Genomic DNA, 22,761 nt, shown 5'->3' with positions numbered 1-22,761 from the left:
TTGTAAACATTAGTCGCAAAATTTGGCGACAACGCTTGCCTTTTGGGGGTCGCGCACTACGCGGCTGTGGCGGTGCCACAGCCGCGTAGTGCGTTGGGTGTTACCCGTATTGCGAAACGGGCGTTCCGGCGATGGCGGCAACGTTCAGCAGCCCGCGCGCCGTGATCGAAGGGGTGACGATATGGGCGCGGTTGCCCATGCCCATCAGGATCGGCCCCACCTCAAGCGCGCTGCCGCGTGTCTTGAGCGTGTTGCGCACTGCGCTCGCGGCGTCGGTGTTGGCGAAGACCAGAATATTCGCCGGACCTTCCATGCGCGAATTCGGCATGATCCGCTCGCGCACCGCCGGGTCCAGGGCGGAATCGACGTGCATTTCGCCTTCGTATTCAAAATCAAGGCCCATCTGGTCCAGAATGGCCAGCGCCTCGCGCATGCAGCGCCCTGAGGCCGTGTCCAGCGTGCCGAATTGCGAGTGTGAGCACAGCGCAACCTTGGGCGTGACGCCAAAGCGGCGGGCATGACGCGCGGCCCCCAGCACGGAATCCGCCACCTGTTGCGCGGTCGGTTCGGGGTTCACCTGCGTGTCGGCGATGAACAGCGGACCTTCGGGCTGGATCATCAGGCTCAGCGCGCCGGTGGGGCGCAGCCCGTCGCGGGCCAGCACTTGCCGCACGTAGTTCAGGTGCCACGAGTATTGCCCGATGGCGCCGCAGATCAGGCTGTCGGCTTCGTTCCGGTGAACCATGATCGCGCCAATGGCGGTCGAATTGGTGCGCAGAATGGCGCGTGCGGTGTCCGGCGTGACGCCGCTGCGCGCCATCAGGGTGTAATACGTTTCCCAATAGTCGCGATAGCGCGGGTCGTTTTCAGGGTTCACCACCTGAAAGTCGATGCCGGGCCGGATCGGCAGGCCGAAACGCTCGCAGCGCCGCTCGATCACCTCGGGGCGACCGATCAGGATCGGCACTTCGGTGGTTTCTTCCAGCACCGCCTGAGCGGCGCGCAGGATGCGCTCATCCTCGCCCTCGGCGAACACCAGACGGCGGGCGGCGCTGCGCGCGGCCTCGAACACCGGGCGCATCAGCAGGGCCGAGCGGAACACCGACTGGTCCAGTTTCTGCTTGTAGGCCGCCAGATCCTCGATCGGGCGCGTCGCGACGCCGGTTTCCATGGCAGCCTTGGCCACCGAACTGGCGACAACGCCCATCAGGCGCGGGTCAAACGGTTTGGGGATCAGGTACTCGCTGCCGAAAGTCAGCTTCTCGCCCTGATACGCCGCCGCCGCCTCGGCCGAGGTCGTGGCGCGGGCCAGCTTGGCGATGCCTTCGACACAGGCGATCTCCATCTCGTCATTGATCATCGTCGCGCCGACATCCAGCGCGCCGCGGAAGATGAACGGGAAACACAGCACGTTATTGACCTGGTTGGGATAATCCGACCGGCCCGTCGCCATGATCGCGCCGGGCGCGACGGCTTCGACTTCATCGGGCATGATTTCCGGCGTCGGGTTGGCCAGCGCGAAGATGATCGGGTCCTTGGCCATCCGCGCGACCATCTCGGGCTTGAGCACCCCCGGTCCCGACAGCCCCAGAAACAGATCCGCCCCGTCGATTACCTCGGCCAGATCGCGAAAGGCGCTGGGCTGCGCGAAGGCGGCTTTCTCGGGGTTCATGTCCTGCGCGCGGCCCTCATAGACCAGCCCGTGAATGTCGCACAGCCAGACGTTTTCGCGCTTTACCCCCAGTTTCAGCAGCATGTTCAGGCAGGCGATCCCCGCCGCCCCGCCGCCGGTCGACACCACCTTGATGTCTTCCGCCGCGCGATTGGTCAGGCGCAACGCGTTGACCGCAGCAGCGCCCACAACAATCGCCGTGCCGTGCTGATCGTCGTGGAAAACCGGGATGCCCATGCGCTCGCGGCAAATTCGTTCAACGATGAAACAATCGGGTGCCTTGATGTCTTCAAGGTTGATCGCCCCAAAGGTCGGCTCCAGCGCGCAGACGATATCGGCCAGCTTGTACGGGTCGGGTTCGTTCAGTTCGATGTCGAAGCAGTCGATGTTGGCGAACTTCTTGAACAGGACCGCCTTGCCCTCCATCACCGGCTTGGAGGCCAGCGCGCCGATGTTGCCCAGACCCAGCACGGCGGTGCCATTGGTGACCACGCCGACCAGATTGCTGCGGATCGTGTAGCGGGCGGCAGCGGTGGGATCCGCCTTGATTTCAAGGCAGGCCTCGGCCACGCCGGGCGAATAGGCGCGGCTCAGATCGCGGCCATTGGCCAGCGGCTTGGTGGCGCGGATTTCCAGTTTTCCGGGGCTCGGAAACTCGTGATAAAACAGCGCCGCTTGCCGTGCTGCCTGCTTGACGTCGTCCTTGTGTGCGTCGGTCATGAGTCCCTCCTCGAATGTGGTTCAGCCTTAAACCATTTTTCTCAAAACGCCAGTGCCGGGTCTGTGATCGTGCAGGCAAGGCCGGGTTGCAGGGGTGGCATAGCCACAGCGAACCACCCTGCGCGCAGCGTGCGCGCGACGGGCGGCACACAAGGCACCGCAGGGTGGTCGCAGGGCGTGTCCGTTTCATCCCTTCTGCATCCTTGGGTTACACGCAGCCAGATACCACGGATTTCGGCAAGTCGCGCGGTCTTGCGGTCGGGCAGCGCCCCACTCTGGGCGCGACATGGTGGCTCTGTCAAACGCGGCCGAGGTCCGGTGGTATCGCTTGCATCCCCCTTCGTGCTGGGTAAAGCTCGATCAAATGGTCAATTCTTTGGGGTGTCAGATGTCCTTGCTCGAAGCTGCTCTTGCCGTTCAGAAGAACGCCTATGCCCCCTATTCCAAGTTTCGCGTCGGGGCGGCGATCCGTGCCGGGTCGGGGGCTGTCTATCGGGGCTGCAACGTTGAAAACGTTGCCTATCCTGAGGGAACCTGCGCCGAAGCCGGGGCGATTGCGGCGATGATTGCGGGGGGGATACGGCAATTGCCGAGATCGTCGTGGTGGCGGATTCGGCCGAGCCGACCACACCCTGCGGCGGGTGCCGGCAGAAGCTGAAGGAATTCGCCGCGCCCGAGGTCAAGGTGATCATGGCCACGCTCGATGGTGCGTCGCTGACCATGACGGTGGCCGATCTGTTGCCCGGCGCATTCAGCGCATCGCATATGGACCGTGCGTGATGGATGCGCGCGCGGTCATCGAGGCCACGCGCGACGGGCGCGCCACGGCTGAGGGCATGGCGTGGTTCGCGCGCGGGCTGGCCGATGGCGCTGTGACCGACGCGCAGGCCGGGGCCTTTGCCATGGCCGTGCTGCTAAAGGGGTTGAGCGAGGACGCGCGTGTCGCGCTGACCCGCGCCATGCGCGACTCGGGCGATGTGCTGCGCTGGGATCTGCCCGGCCCGGTGGTGGACAAGCATTCCACCGGCGGGGTGGGCGATTCCATCTCGCTGCTGCTGGCCCCCGCGCTGGCCTGTTGCGGGGCCTATGTGCCGATGGTCTCGGGCCGCGGACTGGGTCACACCGGCGGCACGCTGGACAAGCTGGAAGCCATCCCCGGTTTCAACGTCAATGTGAGCGAGCCGCGCCTGCGCGCCCTGATGCGCGACACCCGGTGCGCGATTGTCAGCGCGTCGTCGCGCATCGCGCCTGCCGACAAGCGGCTCTACGCGATCCGCGATGTCACCGGCACGGTGGAAAGCCTTGATCTGATCACCGCCTCGATCCTGTCCAAGAAGCTGGCGGCAGGGCTGGGCGTGCTGGTGCTGGATGTCAAAAGCGGTTCGGGCGCCTTCCTGCCGGATGCCGAGCAAGCGCGGGCTCTGGCCCGCTCGCTGGTCGATACCGCGAATGGCGCGGGCTGCAAGACCACCGCGCTGATCACCGACATGGACCGCCCGCTGGGCCTGACCGCCGGCAACGCGCTGGAGGTGGCCGAGGTTCTCGATACCCTGACCGGCAAGGCCCCCACCGCGCGGCTTGTCGATCTGACCTGCGCGCTGGGCGGTGAGATCCTGAGCGTTGCCAGACTCGCCCCCGACGCCGAGGCGGGCGCGGCCAAGATCCGCGCGGCGCTGGACAGCGGCGCGGCGGCAGACCGTTTCGGCGAGATGATCGAGGCGCAGGGCGGTCCGGCTGATCTGGTGGAACACTACGCGACCCATCTGCCCACCGCCCCGGTGATCCGTGACGTCCCCGCGCCCCGGTCGGGCACCATCGCCCGCATCGACACCCGCGCGGTCGGCATGGCGGTGGTGCATCTGGGCGGCGGGCGGCTCAAGGGCGGCGATGTCCTTGACCCCAGTGTGGGCTTTTCGGCGCTGGCCGCACCCGGCGCGCAGGTCGGCCCCGGTGCCCCGCTCGCCCGCGTCCATGCCGCCAGCGATGCTGCCGCCGATGCCGCGATTGCCGCCTTGCAGGCCGCGTATCATCTGGGCGATATGCCTGCCTCCGTGCCGCTGATACAGGAGCGCATCGCATGAGCCGCGCTTTCATCGTCGTGCTGGATTCCGTTGGCTGCGGCGGTGCGCCCGATGCCGATCAGTTCTTCAATGACACCCGCCCCGATACCGGTGCCAACACGCTGGGCCATATCGCACAGGCCTGCGCCGAGGGCCGCGCCGAAGACGGGCGCAGCGGGATGCTGAACCTGCCGACGCTTTACGCGCTGGGCCTTGGCCGGGTGATATCGCTGGCCTCGGGACTGCAAGCGCCCGGTCTGGGCGCGCAGCCGCAGGGCCGTTGGGGTGCCGCGACCGAGGTGAGCCGGGGCAAGGACACTCCGTCCGGCCATTGGGAGCTGTCAGGCGTCCCGGTGCCGTGGGACTGGACCTATTTCCCCGACGCGACCCCCGCTTTCGACGACGCGCTGGTGGCCGAGGTCTGCCGCCTTGCCGGAACCGAAGGCATTCTGGGCAACTGCCACGCTTCCGGCATCGCCATCATGAACGAACTGGGGGCCGAGCATCTGCGGACCGGCTGGCCGATCTGCTACACCTCGGCCGACAGCGTGTTCCAGATCGCCGCCCATGAAGAGGCGTTCGGGCTGGAGCGTCTGCTCATGCTGTGCGCCGACCTTGCGCCGCTGCTGCATTCCCGCCGTGTTGGCAGGGTCATCGCCCGGCCCTTCACGGGCGCTGAGGGCGCGTTCAAGCGCACCTCGAACCGCCGGGACTATGCCATCGAGCCGCCGAAACCGGCGCTGATGGACTGGGCGCAGGCCGACGGGCGCGTGGTGCATGCCATTGGCAAGATTGGCGATATTTTCTCGCACCGGGGTGTCAGCCAGCTGCACAAGGGCAAGAGCGACGCCGATCTGGTGCAGCACCTCCTGCGGCTGGCGGATCAGGCCGAAGACGGTGCGCTGACCTTCTGCAACCTCGTCGAGTTCGACAGCCTTTACGGCCACCCGCGCGATGTGTCGGGCTATGCCCGCGCGCTGGAAACCTTCGATCTGGCCGCCGCCGACTTCCTCAGTCGCCTCAAACCCGGCGACATTGCCCTTTTCACCGCCGACCACGGCAACGACCCCACCTGGTCCGGCACCGACCACACGCGCGAGCGCGTGCCGGTGCTGGTTGCCGGGGCAGGGCAGGGCGAGATCGGCCTGTGCGCCTTTGTCGACGTCGCCGCCTCGGTCGCCACCCACCTCGGCCTGTCTGAAACCGGCCCCGGACGGAGTTTCCTATGAGCGAAAAGATTGATCCGGCCCTGCCCAAGGTCGAGCTGCACCTGCATTTCGAGGGCGCGGCACCGCCGGCCTTTATCCGGGGGCTGGCGAAAGAGAAACACATCGACATCGCCAAGATTTTCACGCCCGATGGCGGCTATGCCTACCGCGATTTCTGGCATTTTCTTGAGGTCTACGAGGCTGCCTGCACCACCCTGCAAAGCCCCGAAGACTTCCGCCGCCTGACCCTCGCCGTGCTCGAAGACCGCGCCAAGGACGGTGTCGTCTATGCCGAGACCTTCCTGTCCCCCGATTTCTGCGGCGTTGGCGATGTGACGGCATGGCGCGAATACCTGCTGGCCATCGAGGAAGCCGCCCTTGAGGCGCAGAAAACGATGGGCATCACGCTGAAAGGCATCGTCACCGCGATCCGCCATTTCGGTCCGGATCAGTCGCGCGCGACGGCGCTTTGTGCGGCGGAAACCAAAAGCGATTTCCTGACTGGCTTTGGCCTTGCGGGCGACGAAAAACAGTTTCACCCCAAGGACTTCACCTGGGCCTTCGACTGCGCGCGCGAGGCCGGTCTGCGCCTGACCGCCCATGCCGGCGAATGGGGCGGACCCGAAAGTGTGCGCGACGCGCTGGACCATCTGAAGGTCGAGCGCATCGGCCACGGCGTCCGCGCCATCGAAGATCTGGCGCTGGTCGATCAGTTGGCCGAGCAAGGGACCGTGCTTGAGGTCTGCCCCGGCTCGAACGTCTTCCTCGGCGTCTATCCCAGCTTTGACAAGCACCCCATCGACCGGCTGCGCGAGCGTGAGGTCAAGGTGACCATCTCCACCGACGATCCGCCCTTCTTCCGCACCACGCTGACGCAGGAATACGAAACGCTTGCCCGCGCCTTTGGGTGGACAGAGGACGATTTCCGCGCCATCAACCGGGACGCCGCAAATGCCGCGTTCTGCGACGAGGCGACGCGCGCACGCATACTCCAGATCCTTGAGGGCCGCGCATGACCGAACACCTGACCGTCGTTACCCACCCGCTGGTGCAGCACAAGCTCTCGATCATGCGGGATCAGGAGACATCGACCTCGAAATTCCGCCAGCTCCTGCGCGAGATTTCGATGCTGCTGGCCTATGAGGTCACGCGCGATCTGCCGCTGACCAGCGTCAAGATCCAGACCCCGGTCTGCGCGATGGACGCGCCCATGCTCGAGGGGCGCAAGCTGGCGCTGATCTCGATCCTGCGGGCGGGCAACGGGCTGCTGGACGGTATTCTGGAACTGGTTCCGGCGGCGCGGGTCGGGTTTGTCGGCCTCTACCGCGATCCCGAAACGCTGACCCCGGTGCAATATTACTGCAAACTGCCCGCCGATCTGGCTGAACGCTGGACCATCGTCGTCGATCCGATGCTGGCGACGGGCAATTCCTCGGTGGCAGCGGTTGATCTGATCAAGGCGCAGGGCGCGCAGAATGTGATCTTCCTGTGCCTGCTCGCCGCCCCCGAAGGCGTCAAGCGCATGCACGAGGCCCACCCCGATGTCCGCATTGTGACCGCCGCACTGGATGATCATCTGAACGACCATGGCTACATTGTGCCGGGTCTGGGAGACGCCGGAGATCGTATGTTCGGCACCAAGTAACGGGAAAGATAAGGCTTTACTCTCGCAGAATCGGCAAGGCATCCTTCTGTCAAAGGTAACAGGGGGTTCATTATGGTTGCCAAATTTGTTTCGACTGCTGCCTTGATCGCTATGGTTGCAGCCGGGTCGGCCAATGCTCAGACCGGGCGCACGCCCGCCGAGATGCCACCGGCAAGCTATGATCAGTCTCAATATGTGGATTCCGCCGGTTGCGTGTTCATCCGCGCGGGCTTTAACGGCGCGACCACATGGGTGCCGCGCTATGGTGATGACCGCCGCCCGATGTGTGGCTTCGCACCGACCGCCGCCACGGGGGCCGCTCAGGTCGCCGCCGCGCCGATGCCTGCCCCTGTGACTGTCACCGCCGCTGCACCCGTGCGCGCCACGCCGCGTCCGGCAATGGTCGCAGAAGCACCGCGCACCCGCCGGCCCTATTCGGTCGCCCCGGAAACCCCGCGCGTCCGCGTTCAGGCCGCCCCGGTGCCTGAGGCGCGCGTGTATCAGGCGCAATCGGGCCTCGACACCCGCTGGAGCCATTACGACCGCACCGGCCCGTCGCCCTGCACCAACTATTCGCCCCACAGCCAGATGTACGCCGTGCCGTCGCCCGCACTGCCGAACCTGCCGCTGCGCTGCGGCCCGCAGGCCCAGCACCCGGCCGACGCCCTGCGCGAGCAATCGCCGCGTGGCAACGTCTGGGAACCGTGGGATGGCGCGAACCCCTATCCGGCGCATAACAACAACGTCTACATGCTGCCGCGTCCTTACGCGCCGCGCTGGCCCCAGCCCTATCTGCAAGGCGCATCCGAGCCGCGTGGCACGGTGATCCCCTCGACCCGCGCGCCCCGCGCCACGGTATCGACCATGGGCACCACGGCTGAGATCGACCGCGCCCCGGTGCGCGCTGCCACGTCGGGCGGCATGAGCAACGGTCGCTTCGTGCAGATCGGCACCTACGGTGTCGCCTCGAACGCGCAGGCCGCCATCGCGCGGCTGCAAGCGCAGGGTCTGCCGGTGGCACGCGGCAACGCGGCCTCGGGCGGTCGCAGCCTGCAGGTGGTGCTGGCCGGTCCGTTCAACAGCCAGGCGGAACTGAGCGCCGCCCTCGGTGCTGCCCGCGCCATGGGCTATTCGGACGCCTACGTCCGCTGATCGCTGACCGACACGACAACAATCGCGCCGTGCCTGCGGCGCGATTTTTCTATGCCTGACAGGGAAGCGCCGATGTCCGCCGTCTTCACCAGCGCGATCTTTGGGCGGGACGGCACGCCTGACCGCGGCGATGCGCAGATCTTCCCGTACTGGAGCTTCACCAAGACCGCGCTGGCGGTCACCGCCCTGTCGCTGGCTGAGGAGGGCGCGCTCGACCTCGACGCGCCGGTGCTTGACGTCACCTTGCGCCAGTTGCTGACGCATACCGCCGGGATGCCCGACTACTTCACGCTGCCTGCCTACCGTCAGGCCGTGGCGCGCAATGAAGACCCGTGGCCCCGCGACCGCCTGATCCGCGACACCCTCGCCCAAGGAAGGCTTTTTGCGCCGGGCGCGGGCTGGTCGTATTCCAACCTCGGCTACCTGCTGGCGCGCGCGGCCATCGAGACCGCCAGCGGCCAGTCTTTCGCCACGCTCTTTCACACCCGGATCGCCGAACCGCTGGGGCTGCACAGCGCCCGGCTCGCCGAAACCCGCGACCAGTTCGCCCACGTCCACTGGCAACAGGCACAGCACTATCACCCCGGCTGGGTCTATCACGGCTGCCTGATCGGCACCGCTGCCGACGCGGCCCGCCTGTTGCACGGGCTGTTCACCGGCACGCTGCTCAGCCCGTCATCGCTGACGCAGATGCTGGTCACGCATCCCTTGGGCGGCGCGCTGCCCGGCAGACCATGGACAGAGTGTGGCTATGCTTTGGGGCTGATGAGCGGGCGCATGGGCGCTGCTGGCCGCGCCATCGGGCACAGCGGCGGCGGGCCGTTCAGCGTCAACGCGGTCTATCACTTCCCCGATCTGGAGATACCCGCCACCGTCGCCAGCTTCACCACCGGCCCGCAAGAGGGCATCGCCGAACACGCCGCCAGCGACCGCGCCGTGTCGCCCTAGTTCGCGCAGATCGCCTGCAAGGTCAGCCATTCGCCATCGCTGAGCAGCGGGGAGGGGATGCGCTCGACCATGGGGCGATCGGCCAGCGCCTGCGACAGAGCCGAGCGGTCGGCGGGCAGGGACAGCGCATAAGGGGTCGAGGAGATGCCAATCCCGTCCAGCCAGCTGCCCAGGGCTTCGGCATCGGGCAGGGCAGGGGTGCGCGCGATGCGCCGCCGCGCGTAGTCGCGCACCGAGCCCTCGGGCAACTCGCCCGTGGTCAGCAGCGCCAGCGTCGCGCGGGTGCCAGCGTAGTCCAGCACATCCAGCAGCGGGTCCGAGGTCGCGCGCGCTTGTGCCTCGGCGACCATCCAGCCCGCCAGCGCCTCGGGGCTGTCGAGCCGCGCGATCAGCGCCTCGCCCAGCACGATCACCCGACCCGGCAGATGCGCCGCCTGTGCGCCCGCCACACCGGCCACAACCGCCACGCGCCAGTCGCTTCCCAGCACCCGGTTGCGCAGCGTTGCCATCGCCTGACGGCCCTCGGGATCGGCGCAGATCCGTTCGGTCGAGGCGCTGATCGTCAACCCGTCCAGCACCATCCGCCCGATCTCGGCGCGCGCGGCGGGGGGATGATGGCGGCGGTGCGGTTGACCAGCACGGCGGGCAGCCACAGGAACCCGGCCAGCACCACAACCACCACACCCGCCGTCAGCCCCAGCCGCAACCAGCGCAGCGGCGGCTTGGGGCTGAGCGCGGCGCGGATCGTTTCCAGCGCTTCGATCAGCAGCGGATCTTCCAGTTCGAGCGTTTCGTCGTCGTCATCGCTGAGCGGGGAATAGACCGCCGGGCGCACGCCGCGGTTCTGGCGGTACACGGCAGGCAACGACCAATGGCTGAGCGCGTGGCCCGAGCGCGAGATCCGAGATCACAAGGCTCGAGTCACCCAGCGCGACAACGACATCACGTCGCTGCGCCTCGGGGCCTGCCCGCCAGACACCCGGCCCTTCGAGCCGGGCGTATTTTTCAAGCGCCGTCATTGCCTCAACTGCCGCCCGGTTTTTGTTCTTTGGGTCGCGCTCATGCTACCGCAGCCAGCACAGTCGCGCCAGAGCCAGAGCGTCACAAGGTTTTGGCCAACGCGCGCAACTCGAACTTCTGGATCTTCCCGGTCGATGTCTTGGGCAACTCGTGGAAAATCACCCGCTTGGGCGTCTTGAACCCGGCCAGCCGCTCGCGGCAAAAGGCGATCAGCTCGGCCTCGGTGGCCTGTGCGCCCTCTTTCAGCTCGACAAAGGCGCAGGGAACCTCGCCCCATTTGTCGTCAGGCTTGGCAACCACGGCGCACAGCGACACCGCCGCATGATGGGCCAGCGCGCCCTCGACCTCGACCGAACTGACGTTTTCGCCGCCCGAGATGATGATGTCCTTCGAGCGGTCAGCGATCTTGATATAGCCGTCATCATATCGGAACGCGATGTCGCCGGAATGAAAATAGCCGCCCTTGAACGCCTCTGCCGTGGCCTCGGGATTGCGGAAATAGCCCTTCATCACGCCATTGCCCCGGTGCATGATTTCCCCCAGCGCCACGGTATCGCGCGCGACGGGGGCCATTGTGTCATCCAGCACGGTGATCTCTTCCATGAATGGCATCAGCACCCCGGTGCGCGCCTTGACCGCCGCCCGGTCGGCCTGTGGCAGCGCATCGAACCCCTCATGCCAAGTGCATTCCGTGGCCGGGCCGTAGGTCTCGGTCAGGCCGTAAACCTGCGTGACGTTGAAGCCCAAGGGTTCGATCGCGGCCAGGGTTGCAGCCGGGGGCGGGGCCCCTGCCGTGAACACCTCGACGATATGGTCGAAGGGGAGGCGGTCCTCCTCCTTGGCGGCAACGATGGTGTTGAGCACGATCGGCGCGCCGCCAAAATGCGTGGCCTTTTCAACGGCGACGGCCTGATAGACCCCCTTGGCGGTGATGTCGCGCAGGCAGATGATCGCGCCGCCCATCAGCGGGATCATCCACGGATGGCACCACGCGTTGCAGTGGAACATCGGCACGATGGTCAGATAGCGCGGGTACAGCACCATGCGCCAGCTGATCGGCTGCGCCATGGTGCTCAGATACGCGCCGCGGTGGTGGTACACCACGCCCTTGGGCCGCCCGGTCGTGCCGCTGGTATAGTTCAGCGCCAGCGATTCCCATTCGTCCTGTGGCATGATCCAGTCGAACGACGGATCGCCCGAGGCAATGACGTCCTCATAAACCAGATGCCGCCCGGTCGCCGGGATACCAGCCTGCGCATCGGGCACCTCGACAATTTTCGGCCCGCCGCCGATGACCATCGCCGCGCGCTCGACCAGCTCGATCAGCGAACTGTCCACCAGCGCCACCTTGCAGCCGCTGTGCTCAAGGATATAGGCGACCGTGTCCAGATCGAGCCGCGTGTTGATCGAGTTGAGAATCGCGCCGCAGGCGGGCACGGCGAAATGCGCCTCGGCATGCGACGGCACGTTGGGCAGCAGCACCGACACAACCTGACCCGGCGCAACCCCCAGTTTCGCCAGACCCGAGGCCAGCCGCGTCACCCGCTCGACGTATTGCGTATAGCTCCAGCGCTGGGTGCCATAGACCAGCGCCTCGCGGTTGGCAAAGATATCCGCCGCCCGGCGCAGATGCGACAGCGGCGTCAAAGGCACGTAATTTGCTGAACATTTCTCCAGCCCCGTCTCGTCTGCCAACCATCCCATCGCGCATTCCCCCCGTGCTGATCGTCTCGCGTTAGGGGGTATAGTGACCTCTGTTCACGGCGGCGGAAAGGGGGGCAACGCACGGGCAATGCATTGGCACGGGGCAGAGGCCTCAGGCCGGCGAAATGAGGCATAATAAGTCGCCAATTCCGTGTAAAATTCGCAGATTAACCATATTTGGTCCCAGTCTTTGCCATTTCTCGCGGTCCATATGAGGCCATGGAACGCGGTGTCGTGTTCGCGAAAGGACAATGGAATGTTGCACAATTGGGTGGGTGGTATGCTGGGCCAGGGATGTTTTGTCCCCTATTCGTTTGCCGATCGCGGCAACGTCTGGTCCGAACAGGCAGCAGCAGGTCAGGTGCCGACGCAAAGCTGGCACGAGACGGGGGCGCTGGCCGAGGGGTTGATCGCGGGAACGCTGGTCGCCACCGAACTGGGCTGGCAACCGGTCGAGGATCTGCAGCCCGGTGACCGGGTGGTGACCTTTGACAACGGGATGCGGCCGCTCAAGTCGGTACGTGTCAGCACGCTATGGACAGCGGCGGCTGCCGCACCGACCGGGCTGTGGCCGCTGCATCTGCCCGCCGGTGCGCTGGGCAACCGCACCGCGATGCTGTTGCTGGCCGACCAGCCCGTGCTGATCGAATCCGACGCGGGCGAGGATCTCTTTGGCGATGCCTTCACCCTTGTGCCTGCGGGGGCTCTGGACGGGTACAAGGGCGTCACCCGCACCGCCCCGGCGCGCGAGATGACGATTGTCACGCTGGAATTCGCCGATGATGAGGTGGTCTATGCCAATGGCACGCTGCTGGTGCAGTGCCGCAATGGCCACCGCCCGACAGCCAGCGCAGCGACGGTGACGATGGGTGACATCAGTCCCTATCGGTGCCTGACCGAAACGCAGGGCCGCTGTCTGGTGGCCGCGATGCACACGACCGGCTGATCCCCGGTACTGCCTTGCGCGATCCCATGCAAAACGCCCGCCCCGGTCAGGGGGCGGGCGTTCTGTCGTTCAGCCGTCAGTGGTCAGTGGTCAGGCGACCTTGACCGCTTTCGCGCCGTAAAAGGTCTGGCCCTTGGCCGCCATGTCGCGCAGCAAGGCCGGGCACTTGAACCGCGCGCCGAACTTGGCTTCCAGCGCGTCGCAGATCTCGACCGCTTTCGCCGCGCCGATGATGTCCAGCCAGCCGAACGGGCCACCCGACCACGGCGCAAAGCCCCAGCCCAGAATCGCGCCCACGTCACCCTCGCGGATGTCTTCCAGCACGCCCTCTTCCAGTGCGCGCACTGCTTCCAGCACCTGCGCCATCATCAGACGGTTCTGCACCTCTTCCAGCTCGGCGCCGTCCTTGACCGGGTACTTCGCCGCGAACCCGGGCCAGTAGCCCTGCCGCTTGCCGCTGTCATCATAGTCAAAGAACCCGGACTTGGATTTGCGCCCGTAGCGGCCTTGATCGACCATCCAGAACACCACCTCGTCGACGGCATCATCGGGATAATCATTGCCCATCGCCGCCTTGGTCGCCTTGGCGATCTTGGCCCCCAGATCGAGCGAGGTCTCATCGACCAGCGTGATCGGCCCCACCGGGAAACCCAGCAGCTTGGCCGCATGATCGACCATCGGCAGCGGCGTGCCCTCGGCGGCCAGACGCATCCCTTCGTTGATATAGGGGATGATGCAGCGGTTGGCGTAGAAGAAGCGCGCGTCGTTCACCACGATCGGCGTCTTGCGGATCTGGCGCACGAAATCCAGCGCCTTGGCCACCGCGCGGTCGCCGGTCTTGGCCCCCTTGATGATCTCGACCAGCAGCATCTTGTCGACCGGGCTGAAGAAGTGGATGCCGATGAACTGTTCGGGCCGTTTTGACGCCGCTGCCAGACTGGTGATCGGCAGGGTCGAGGTGTTCGAGGCAAAGATCGCCGTCTCGGGGATCACGGCCTCGGCCTTGGCGGTCACGTCGGCCTTGACGCCGGGGTCTTCGAACACGGCTTCGACGATCAGATCGCAGCCCTCAAGATCCGCGTAATCGGCGGTGGTCTTGATCAGGCCCAGCACCTTGGCTTTCTTGTCCTCGGTGACCTTGCCGCGCTTCATGCCCTTGTCCAGCAGGCCCTCGGAATAGGCTTTGCCCTTTTCCGCCGACTCAAGCGCCGCATCCAGCAGCACCACCTGAATACCCGCCAGCGCGCTGACATAAGCGATACCGGCACCCATCATGCCCGCACCCAGCACGCCGACCTTGGTGACCTTCTCGTCAGGCACCTCGGGACGGTTCGCGCCCTTCTCCAGCGCGCCTTTGTTGACGAACAGACTGCGGATCATCGCGCTGGAGGACGGGTCCAGCAGCACATGCGTGAACCAGCGCGCCTCAATCTTGAGCGCGGTGTCGAAGGGCACCTGCATGCCCTCATAGACCGCACTCAGCAGCGCCTTGGCCGCAGGGTACACGCCCCATGTGTTTGCATGAACCATGACCGAGGCCCCCACGAAGGTGGGAAAGCCCGGCGCGGAATAGGGCGCGCCGCCGGGGATCTTGTAGCCCTTGGTGTCCCAGGGCTTGACCAGATCGGCGTCTTTCGCGCCCAGAACCCACTCTTTCGCCCGCGCCATCAGCTGATCGGCGGGCACAACCTCGTCAATGATACCGGCCGATTTCGCCTTGGCCGGAGCCAGCGTCTTGCCCTCCAGCAGCAGCGGAGCCGCCGCCATCGCCCCCAGCTTCCACGCCAGACGGGTCGTGCCCCCGCCGCCCGGGAACAGGCCGACCTTGATCTCAGGCAGGCCGATCTGCGCGCGCGGATTGTCCGCCGCGATGATGCGGTGACAGGCCAGCGGCAACTCCAGCCCGATGCCCATAGCGGTGCCGGGCAGGGCGGCGACAATCGGCTTGCCGCCCTTCAGCGTCTTGGGGTCCATGCCCGCGCGCTCGATCTTGCGCGACAGATGGTGCATGCCCATGATCCCGTCGAACAGGCTTTGGGCGGCGTTGCCCTCAATCGTGCCGCGCAGCTCGGCCAGCAGGTTCAGGTCCATCCCGCCGGCAAAATCGGCCTTGGCGCTGGTCAGGATCACACCCTTGACGGCATCGTCAGCCAGCGCCTTGTCAATGGCGGCTTCCAGCTGTTGCAGACCGGGCATGGTCATGACGTTCATCGACTTGCCCGGCAGATCCCAGGTGATGGTGGCAACGCCGTCGGCGTCCACGGCATAATGGAATTCGGTCATTCGTCGGTTCCTCCTTGCGGCGCGAGGTCACGGTGTCCCGCCCAGTCGCTGCCGTCGTGATAGGTATAACGGGGCTGGTTGCCCTCGATGATGAGTTTGAAATCGACCTCGGTGTATGTCGCCACCTCGCGCGGGGCTTTCGAGCCCACGACGAGGAAACTGGCCTGCGCATCGGTGCGGTTGACGAAGCGATGGCCCACCGGCTCGCCCGCCTTCCACGCCGCACAGTCGCCGGGGTGCATCACCGTCTCGCCGGTATCCTCGGACAGGATCAGCTCGCCGGTCAGCACCATGGCGAACTCGTCCTCGTTCAGGTGCCAGTGGCGCAGTGACGCCACGCCACCGGGCTCAAGATAGACGATGTTCACGCCAAACTGCGTCAGGCCCGCCGCTTGCCCCAGCCGGTGCGACGAGCGCCCGGCCATCTGGCCCGCGTAAGGCTCGGGGTAAATCGAGCCCGTCCGCAGGGTCAGCGTGCTGAGGTCGATCTTCGGCATGGTTTACATCCGCTCGATGATCGTGGCCGCACCCATGCCCGAGCCGATGCACAGCGTCGCCAGACCGGTGCCCTTGCCGGTGCGCTCCAGCTCATCCAGCAGCGTGCCCAGAATGATCGCGCCGGTCGCGCCCAGCGGGTGACCCATCGCAATCGAGCCGCCGTTCACGTTGACCTTGCTGTGGTCGACGTTGAACGCCTGCTCAAAGCGCAGCACCACGGCGGCGAAGGCCTCGTTGACCTCGAAGAGATCAATGTCCTCGATCGACATGCCGCTTTCGCGCAGGATCTTTTCGGTCACCGGCACCGGGCCGGTCAGCATAATCGTCGGATCGGTGCCGATCTTGGCCGTGGCGCGGATGCGGGCGCGCGGGATCAGGCCGTATTTCTCGCCAAACTCCTTGTTGCCGATCAGAATGGCGGCAGCGCCATCGACGATCCCCGACGAGTTGCCGGCGTGGTGGATGTGGTTCACCCGCTCCAGCTCGGGGTATTTCATCAGCGCGATCTTGTCGAAGCCGGGCATCACCTCGCCCATGTCCTTGAAGCTGGGCTTCAGCGCGCCAAGGCTCTGCATGTCGGTCTGCGGGCGCATGAACTCGTCATGGTCAAGGATGGTCAAGCCGTTGACATCCTTGACCGGCACCACGGTCTTGTTGAAGTACCCGGCAGCCCAGGCGGCGGCGGCGCGCTTCTGGCTCTCGACGGCCATGGCGTCGGCCATGTCGCGGGTGAAGCCGTATTTCGTGGCAATGATATCGGCGCTGATGCCCTGCGGGACGAAGTAATTGTCGAAGGCGATCTGCGGATCGACAGCAATCGCGCCACCATCCGTGCCCATCGGCACCCGGCTCATGCACTCGACGCCACCGGCGACATAAGCCATGCCCGAGCCACCCCGGATCTGGTTGGCGGCCATGTTGACGGCCTCAAGCCCTGACGCGCAGAAGCGGTTCACGCTGACGCCCGGAACGCTTTCGGCGTAATCCGAGGCCAGCACAGCCGTGCGCGCAAGGCAGGCACCCTGCTCGCCGATCTGGGTCACGTTACCCCAGATGACATCCTCGATGGCGCGGGTGTCCAGATTGTTGCGCTCCTTGATCGCGTTCAAGGCAACGGCGGACAGGCGCGCGGCGGTGACTTCGTGCAGGCTGCCATCCTTGCGGCCCTTGCCGCGGACGGTGCGGGCAGCGTCATAGATATAGGCTTCGGTCATGGTGGTCTCCTCAGGCCTGGGCCCGGTCGGCAGGCGAGCCGGGCATCATGTCATACGGGTGCTTCCAACCGGGCAGGGCAGCGAGGCCGCTCAGCCAACGGTCGATATTCGGCCAGTCCGCCCGGTCAAAGCCGAACGGTTCCGGGTAATAGAGATAGCCACAGCAGGCGGTGTCGGCGATGGTGACGTCGCTGCCCACGATCCAGTCGCGCCCCTCCAGATGGGTGTTCAGCGTGGCATAAGCGGCCTTGAGCCGCGCCTGGGTGAAGGCGATGACGTCCTTGGGGCGCTTGTCCTCGGGCAGGAAATTCGCCAGGAAGCGGGTCATCCCGGCCGGGCTGCTGAGCTTGTGGTTGTCCCACAGGATCCAGCGCAGGACTTCCTCCTGCTCGCCCTGGGCACCGCCCAGCTTGGCCGTCGCCTTGGCCACATGCAGCTGGATCGCGCCCGACTGGCTGAGCACCAGATCGCCCTCGACCAGCAGCGGCGCCTCACCCATGACGTTGAGCGCACGGTATTCGGGCGTGCGGGTCTCGCCGCCGAAGAAATCGACATAGCGCGGGGTCCAGTCATAGCCGGACAGCGCCATGGTCAGCGCGGCTTTGTAGGAATTCCCGGATTCGCCGAAGCAATAGAGCTGTGCCGTCATGGCGCTTTCCTTTCAGGCGGGGTGAGGGTGGAAGCGGTGAAAAGGGCGTATTTGAAGCAAGATGAAAAGGCGCGGTCAGGAATTGTTAACCTTTTCCGCCCGATACTGGCGTCACGGTACAGGCTGGCGAGCCGATGACCGTGCAAGGTGAAGCCACCCCGACCCGCCCGAGAGCTTCTGGCACAGGCGGGGAGGGGTGTGCGCTTTTCATCTTGCCCCAAATACGCACGGGGGTTTCCAAAGGGGGCGCGTGCGCCCCCTTTGGCGAGGGAGCGCGAGGGGCGAGCAGCCCCTCGCACCCCGGCCCAACGGGCGGGGCACGATCCGTGATCGTGTGCCCTACGGGTGGGAGCCGTCACAGCGACCTCCCGATCAGTTCCTTCATGATCTCGTTCGTGCCGCCATAGATCCGCTGCACCCGCGCATCGGTCCACATCTCGGCCACCGCGTAGTCCTGCATGAAGCCGTAGCCGCCATGCAGCTGCACGCATTCGTCCAGCACCTGGCATTGCAGGTCCGACAGCCAGTATTTCGACATCGCCGCCATCTCGACCGTCAGCTCACCCTTCAGATGCGCCTCGATGCAGCGGTCCAGAAAGCTGCGCGCGACGACGGCGTTGGTCTTGCACTCGGCCAGTTTGAAGCGGGTGTTCTGGAAGTTGATGATCGGCTGGCCGAAGGCCTCGCGTTCCTTGCAATAGGCAATGGTCATCTCCACCGCGCCCTCGATCGCGCCGACCGCGCCGCAGCCGATGATCAGCCGTTCCTGCGGCAGCTGCTTCATCATCTGGTAAAAGCCCTGACCCTCGGCCCCGCCCAGCACATTTTCGGGCGGCACCGGCACGTTGTCGAAGAACAACTCGGACGTATCGCCCGCCTTCAGCCCGATCTTGTCCAGATTGCGCCCGCGGGTGAAACCCTCGGCGCTGTCGGTCTCAACGACCATCAGCGACATGCCCTTTGAGCGCGCGTTGGGGTCGGTCTTGGCCGCGACGATGATCAGATTGGCATGCTGGCCGTTGGTGATAAAGGTCTTCGACCCGCTCAGCCGGTACACATTGCCCTCGCGCACCGCGCGGGTTTTCAGGTTTTGTACGTCCGAGCCGCCCGAGGGCTCGGTCATTGCCAGCGCCCCGACCAGCTCACCGGTCGCCATTTTCGGCAGCCAGCGCTGTTTTTGCTCTTCGGTGCCATAGTGCAGGATGTAATGCGCGACGATCCCCGAATGGATGCCCTGACCCCAGCTGGCCAGATTGACCCGCGCCGCTTCCATCAGGATCACCGCTTCATGGCCGAAATCGCCACCCGCGCCGCCGTATTCCTCGGGGATCGAGGCGCAGAGCAGCCCCATCGCGCCCGCCTCGGCCCAGGTCGAGCGGTCCATCTCGCCCTGTTTGCGCCATGTGTCAAACTGGGGTGCCCATTTCTCGGTGATGAAGCCGCGCGTCATCTCGGCGAGCATCTTGTGCTCGTCGCTCATCCAGCCTGAGGGCATCAGCGGAAATGTCATAGGCAAGGCCCCTCCCAAGGCCGTGGCATGGTTATTTCTTTCGGGATTCCAGCTCGGAATTGAACAGCCGCAGCCGGTGCGACAGGTTTTCCGAATGGGTCACGCTGTCGAAATGCTCGAACAGGAATGACAGCGCCTCGCCCTCGTCCAGCCCCGCTTCGGCGGCGAAGCGCTTGAGGCGGCGATAGCCGTCTTCGCTCATCGCGACGGGAAAACGGCGGGTCAGGCGCAGGCGTTTGGGCATCATCCCTCCTCGGGCGCTTGAAAGCTCTGAACCTTGGCGATCAGGGCAGGGCTGGTCTCGTGCCCCGGCCCGGTCAGGCTGGGCAACCAGTCGACGCGCGATTCGACGCTGGTGTTAGAGACCGGCGCAAAACCCGTGCCGGGGGCCAGTGTGCCCGCCATCAGTTCGATGCTGTCGCCGCTGCGGTAATAGAGCGGCGTGCCGCAGGTGGCGCAGAACCCGCGCCACGCAACCGTTGAAGACGCCCATTCCCGGGGCGTCCCCTCCCATCTCACGCGGTCGGCCTTGACCTCGACCAGGGGCGCGAAGGCATTGCCGGTGGCGCGCTGGCACATCCGGCAATGGCAGACGCTGTCCTTGGCCGGGCCTGCCGCAACCGCGTAGCGGACGGCGCCGCACTGGCAGCCGCCACGGAACGCGGGATGGTCGGTAAAGCCCTTGGTCACGGCGTCCCTCCCGGGGATCAGAAGTTTTCGGCGGCCAGTGCCATCACCGGCTCTGCGCCCGACTGGATGCGCGCAAGGTGCATGCCGGTCGCGGGCAGTTGCCGGGCCATATAGTAGCGGCCGGTTGTCAGCTTCGTCTCGTGGAACGTGGCGTCTGACGTGCCATCCTGCAAGGCCTGAGCCGAGGCTTTGCCCATCATCGCCCACATCAGCCCCAGGCAGACATGGCCGAACATGTGCATGAAGTCGGTCGAACCGGCCAGCGCCGCGTTGGGGTTCTTCATGCCTTGCTGCATGAAGTACATCATCGCCGCCTGCAGATCCTTGGAGGCCGCTTTCAGCGGCTCCAGGAAGGGCTCTTTCAGCGCTTCGTTGCCCTCGTTTTCCTTGATGAAGGTCTTCACCATCTCAAAGAAGGCCATCGCCGGTTTGCCACCCTCAGCCGCCAGCTTGCGGCCCACAAGGTCCAGCGCCTGCACGCCGTTGGCGCCTTCGTAGATCATCGCGATCCGCGCATCGCGGGCGAATTGGGACATGCCCTGCTCTTCGATATAGCCGTGGCCGCCGTAGACCTGCTGCGCCTGCACCGTCATGGCAAAGCCGACGTCGGTCTGGAAGCCCTTGATCACCGGGGTCAGCAGCGAGATCAGCCCCTCGGCGTCCTTGTCGCCCAGACGGTGCGCGCGGTCGATCAGATGCGCGCCCCAGAAGGTGAAGGCGCGCGCGCCTTCGACGAAGGATTTCTGGTCCATCAGCATGCGGCGGATGTCGGGGTGCACGATCAGCGGATCGGCGTTGCCGTCCGGGTTCTCAACCCCCGTCACCGCGCGGCCCTGCAGGCGGTCGCGGGCATAGTCGACGGCGTTCTGATAGGCGGCCTCGGCCTGCGCATAGCCCTGCAGGCCCACGCCCAGACGCGCCTCGTTCATCATCACGAACATCGCGCGCAGACCCTTGTGCAGGTCGCCGACCAGATAGCCGGTGGCCTCGTCATAGTTCATGACGCAGGTGGCGTTGCCGTGGATGCCCATCTTCTCTTCGATCTTGCCGACCGACACGCCATTGCGCGCCCCAAGGCTGCCGTCCTCGTTCACCATGATCTTGGGCACGATGAACAGGCTGATCCCCTTGGTGCCCGCACCACCGCCCGGTGCCTTGGCCAGCACCAGATGGATGACGTTGTCGGCCATGTCGTGATCGCCGGCCGAGATGAAGATCTTCTGCCCGGTGATCTTGTAGCTGCCATCGTCCTGCGGATCGGCCTTGGTGCGGATCAGACCCAGATCGGTGCCGCAATGCGGCTCGGTCAGGTTCATCGTGCCTGTCCACTCCATCGAGATCATCTTGGGCAGATAGGTCTGTTTCAGCTCGTCCGAGGCGGCGGCAAGGATCGCGTTGATCGCGCCATGGGTCAGGCCCTGATACATGTTGAAGGCCATGTTGGCCGACACGAAGACTTCCCCGACGGCCGTGCCGACGACATAGGGCAGGTTCTGGCCGCCGTATTCCTCGGGCAGATCCAGCCCGTTCCAACCGCCCTCTTTCAACTGCTCGAACGCGTCCTTGAAGCCGGTCGGCGTGTAGACCACGCCGTTTTCCAACCGGCAGCCCTCGGTGTCGCCGACAGCGTTCAGCGGGGCCAGAACGCCCTCGGCCAGCTTGCCCGCTTCTTCAAGGATCGCCGCGGTAAACTCGCGGTCGAGGTCGGAATAGCCGGGAATGCCGGTATCCGTGGCCTTGAGCATATCGTGCAGGATGAACTGCATGTCTTTCACGGGGGCGGTATAGCGGGGCATCTTTCTCTCCCTGTCGGCTGCGGGCGCGAGGCTCGCTGGCAGTTGGTTGGCGGGTTCCGGGGCCGGGGCTTATTCAGCCGCCTGGCGGAATTCGGCAAGTTTTTCAGCGCCCGATTCAAGCTGCGCGCGCAGCTCGTCGATCGCTTCGGTCAATTCGTCGCGTTGCTGTTCCATCTGCGCCAGACGCTCGCGCGCGGCGACAACGGTGCGCTTGAGCTGTTCGCCCTTCTGGTCGCCCCGGTCGTAGAGGTTCAACAGCTGGCGCATCTCTTCCAGCGCAAAGCCAAAGCGCTTGCCGCGCAGGATCAGCTTCAACCGACCCCGGTCGCGGCGGGTGTACAGACGCTTCTGGCCCTCTCGCAGAGGGGTGATCAATTCCTTGGCTTCATAAAAGCGCAGCGTCCGGGGCGTCACGTCGAACGCCTCGCACATCTGCCGGATGGTCATCAAGTCCTGGTCCATACATCACCTCGCAGCGCCGGAGATCGGCTCCGACACAGACTCACATAGCGCAAGTTTGTGCAGGGTGAAGCAATCTTGACGTTAACGTAACTCACGACGCTGCGTCACAGGATGACGTTGACGTCAGGTTCAGGTGACGCGAGGGCACTTCAGGTGAATTGGCACGTAATCGGCAACCAGAGCGCGAATCGGCCCTCAGCTCTCGGTGTCGGCCAGACGCGAGGCTTCTTCGCGCAGGGACTTCAGATCGTCGATGGTCACGGCCAGCTCCTCGCGCTGGCGCGCCAGTTCGCCCAGCTGACGGTCGGCCATCGTCACAAAGGCCAACAGCTGCGATTTGGTGCCGTTCTGATCGTAGATCAGCAGCCATTGACGCAGCTCTTCAAGGGCGAAACCAAAGCGCCTGCCCCGCAAGATCAGCGTCATGCGCGCCACTTCGCGCGGGCCATAGGACCGGTTGCGACCGTCCTTTTCGGGCGTGAGCAGCTCGATGTATTCGTAATAGCGCAGGGTTCTCGGGGTGACCTCGAACCGCGCACACATCTCTTTGAACGACAGTTTCGTCTCGCTCATCACCCGCCCAA

Annotated in this window: 21 protein-coding genes and 1 pseudogene; 8 read left to right on the top strand and 14 right to left on the bottom strand. The window is 65.5% G+C overall.

The window, feature by feature from the left end; all coding sequences use genetic code 11:
* Positions 1–100: 100 nt before the first annotated feature.
* Positions 101–2,392: an NADP-dependent malic enzyme gene (locus OKW52_RS21190; RefSeq protein WP_264507472.1), complete on the bottom strand. Its 2,292-nt coding sequence runs from the start codon at positions 2,390–2,392 to the stop codon at positions 101–103.
* Between the two features lie 388 nt (positions 2,393–2,780).
* Between OKW52_RS21190 and OKW52_RS21185 the strand changes: the two are divergent.
* The 7 genes and pseudogenes from OKW52_RS21185 (at position 2,781) to OKW52_RS21155 (ending at position 9,405) form a co-directional block, all read left to right on the top strand.
* Positions 2,781–3,172 (top strand): annotated as a pseudogene (locus OKW52_RS21185) (cytidine deaminase).
* The gene (locus OKW52_RS21180) at positions 3,172–4,473 is read left to right on the top strand and encodes a thymidine phosphorylase (RefSeq protein WP_264507471.1); all 1,302 of its coding nucleotides are present in this window, start codon (positions 3,172–3,174) and stop codon (positions 4,471–4,473) included. Before OKW52_RS21185 ends, OKW52_RS21180 begins: the two are co-directional and overlap by 1 nt.
* Positions 4,470–5,681, top strand: a complete 1,212-nt coding sequence (locus OKW52_RS21175; protein WP_264507470.1) for a phosphopentomutase — start codon at positions 4,470–4,472, stop codon at positions 5,679–5,681. The genes OKW52_RS21180 and OKW52_RS21175 overlap by 4 nt, the downstream gene beginning before the upstream one ends.
* The gene (locus OKW52_RS21170; RefSeq protein ID WP_264507469.1) at positions 5,678–6,676 is read left to right on the top strand and encodes an adenosine deaminase; all 999 of its coding nucleotides are present in this window, start codon (positions 5,678–5,680) and stop codon (positions 6,674–6,676) included. Before OKW52_RS21175 ends, OKW52_RS21170 begins: the two co-directional genes overlap by 4 nt.
* Positions 6,673–7,305 (top strand): uracil phosphoribosyltransferase, encoded by a 633-nt coding sequence (upp, locus tag OKW52_RS21165; RefSeq protein ID WP_264507468.1) that lies wholly within the window; start codon positions 6,673–6,675, stop codon positions 7,303–7,305. Before OKW52_RS21170 ends, upp begins: the two co-directional genes overlap by 4 nt.
* A gap of 72 nt (positions 7,306–7,377) precedes the next feature.
* Positions 7,378–8,457 carry an SPOR domain-containing protein gene (locus OKW52_RS21160; protein ID WP_264507467.1) on the top strand — a complete coding sequence of 360 codons (1,080 nt, stop codon included), beginning with the start codon at positions 7,378–7,380 and terminating at the stop codon, positions 8,455–8,457.
* Between the two features lie 72 nt (positions 8,458–8,529).
* Entirely contained in the window at positions 8,530–9,405 is an 876-nt protein-coding gene (locus OKW52_RS21155) for a serine hydrolase domain-containing protein (protein WP_264507466.1), read from the top strand.
* Here OKW52_RS21155 and OKW52_RS21150 read toward each other — a convergent pair.
* From OKW52_RS21150 to OKW52_RS21140, 3 genes are all read right to left on the bottom strand, one after another.
* Positions 9,402–9,983 (bottom strand): hypothetical protein, encoded by a 582-nt coding sequence (locus tag OKW52_RS21150; RefSeq protein ID WP_264507465.1) that lies wholly within the window; start codon positions 9,981–9,983, stop codon positions 9,402–9,404. The genes OKW52_RS21155 and OKW52_RS21150 overlap by 4 nt on opposite strands.
* Positions 9,968–10,261: a hypothetical protein gene (locus OKW52_RS21145; protein ID WP_264507464.1), complete on the bottom strand. Its 294-nt coding sequence runs from the start codon at positions 10,259–10,261 to the stop codon at positions 9,968–9,970. Before OKW52_RS21145 ends, OKW52_RS21150 begins: the two co-directional genes overlap by 16 nt.
* Positions 10,262–10,506: 245 nt before the next feature.
* Positions 10,507–12,129 carry an AMP-binding protein gene (locus OKW52_RS21140; protein WP_264507463.1) on the bottom strand — a complete coding sequence of 541 codons (1,623 nt, stop codon included), beginning with the start codon at positions 12,127–12,129 and terminating at the stop codon, positions 10,507–10,509.
* A 280-nt stretch (positions 12,130–12,409) separates the two neighbouring features.
* Between OKW52_RS21140 and OKW52_RS21135 the strand changes: the two genes are divergently transcribed.
* Positions 12,410–13,075 (top strand): Hint domain-containing protein, encoded by a 666-nt coding sequence (locus OKW52_RS21135; RefSeq protein WP_264507462.1) that lies wholly within the window; start codon positions 12,410–12,412, stop codon positions 13,073–13,075.
* A 90-nt stretch (positions 13,076–13,165) separates the two neighbouring features.
* On the opposite strand, the gene OKW52_RS21130 is transcribed toward OKW52_RS21135, so the two are convergent.
* The 10 genes from OKW52_RS21130 to OKW52_RS21085 all read right to left on the bottom strand — a co-directional run bounded on the left by OKW52_RS21130 (position 13,166) and on the right by OKW52_RS21085 (position 22,750).
* Positions 13,166–15,358 carry a 3-hydroxyacyl-CoA dehydrogenase NAD-binding domain-containing protein gene (locus OKW52_RS21130; protein WP_264507461.1) on the bottom strand — a complete coding sequence of 731 codons (2,193 nt, stop codon included), beginning with the start codon at positions 15,356–15,358 and terminating at the stop codon, positions 13,166–13,168.
* The gene (locus OKW52_RS21125) at positions 15,355–15,855 is read right to left on the bottom strand and encodes a cupin domain-containing protein (RefSeq protein ID WP_264507460.1); all 501 of its coding nucleotides are present in this window, start codon (positions 15,853–15,855) and stop codon (positions 15,355–15,357) included. Before OKW52_RS21125 ends, OKW52_RS21130 begins: the two co-directional genes overlap by 4 nt.
* A 3-nt stretch (positions 15,856–15,858) precedes the next feature.
* Positions 15,859–17,070 (bottom strand): acetyl-CoA C-acetyltransferase, encoded by a 1,212-nt coding sequence (locus OKW52_RS21120; RefSeq protein ID WP_264507459.1) that lies wholly within the window; start codon positions 17,068–17,070, stop codon positions 15,859–15,861.
* A 10-nt stretch (positions 17,071–17,080) separates the two neighbouring features.
* A complete protein-coding gene (locus OKW52_RS21115) occupies positions 17,081–17,719 on the bottom strand; it encodes a glutathione S-transferase family protein (protein WP_264507458.1) in 639 nt (212 codons plus the stop codon).
* A gap of 355 nt (positions 17,720–18,074) precedes the next feature.
* Complete coding sequence (locus OKW52_RS21110; protein ID WP_264507457.1) at positions 18,075–19,229, bottom strand: acyl-CoA dehydrogenase family protein; 1,155 nt, start codon at positions 19,227–19,229, stop codon at positions 18,075–18,077.
* A gap of 31 nt (positions 19,230–19,260) precedes the next feature.
* A complete protein-coding gene (locus OKW52_RS21105; protein ID WP_127109372.1) occupies positions 19,261–19,473 on the bottom strand; it encodes a hypothetical protein in 213 nt (70 codons plus the stop codon).
* A complete protein-coding gene (locus OKW52_RS21100; RefSeq protein WP_264507456.1) occupies positions 19,473–19,919 on the bottom strand; it encodes a GFA family protein in 447 nt (148 codons plus the stop codon). The genes OKW52_RS21105 and OKW52_RS21100 overlap by 1 nt, the downstream gene beginning before the upstream one ends.
* A gap of 17 nt (positions 19,920–19,936) precedes the next feature.
* On the bottom strand, positions 19,937–21,715 hold the full coding sequence (locus OKW52_RS21095; RefSeq protein ID WP_264507455.1) for an acyl-CoA dehydrogenase C-terminal domain-containing protein: 1,779 nt from the start codon (positions 21,713–21,715) through the stop codon (positions 19,937–19,939).
* A gap of 69 nt (positions 21,716–21,784) precedes the next feature.
* On the bottom strand, positions 21,785–22,177 hold the full coding sequence (locus OKW52_RS21090) for a MerR family transcriptional regulator (RefSeq protein ID WP_264507454.1): 393 nt from the start codon (positions 22,175–22,177) through the stop codon (positions 21,785–21,787).
* A 195-nt stretch (positions 22,178–22,372) separates the two neighbouring features.
* Positions 22,373–22,750: a MerR family transcriptional regulator gene (locus tag OKW52_RS21085; RefSeq protein WP_264507453.1), complete on the bottom strand. Its 378-nt coding sequence runs from the start codon at positions 22,748–22,750 to the stop codon at positions 22,373–22,375.
* Positions 22,751–22,761 lie beyond the last annotated feature (11 nt).

The sequence above is a fragment of the Pararhodobacter zhoushanensis genome (assembly GCF_025949695.1).
Classification (GTDB): Bacteria; Pseudomonadota; Alphaproteobacteria; order Rhodobacterales; family Rhodobacteraceae; genus Pararhodobacter; species Pararhodobacter zhoushanensis_A.
This window is presented reverse-complemented; position numbering and strand designations above follow the sequence as displayed.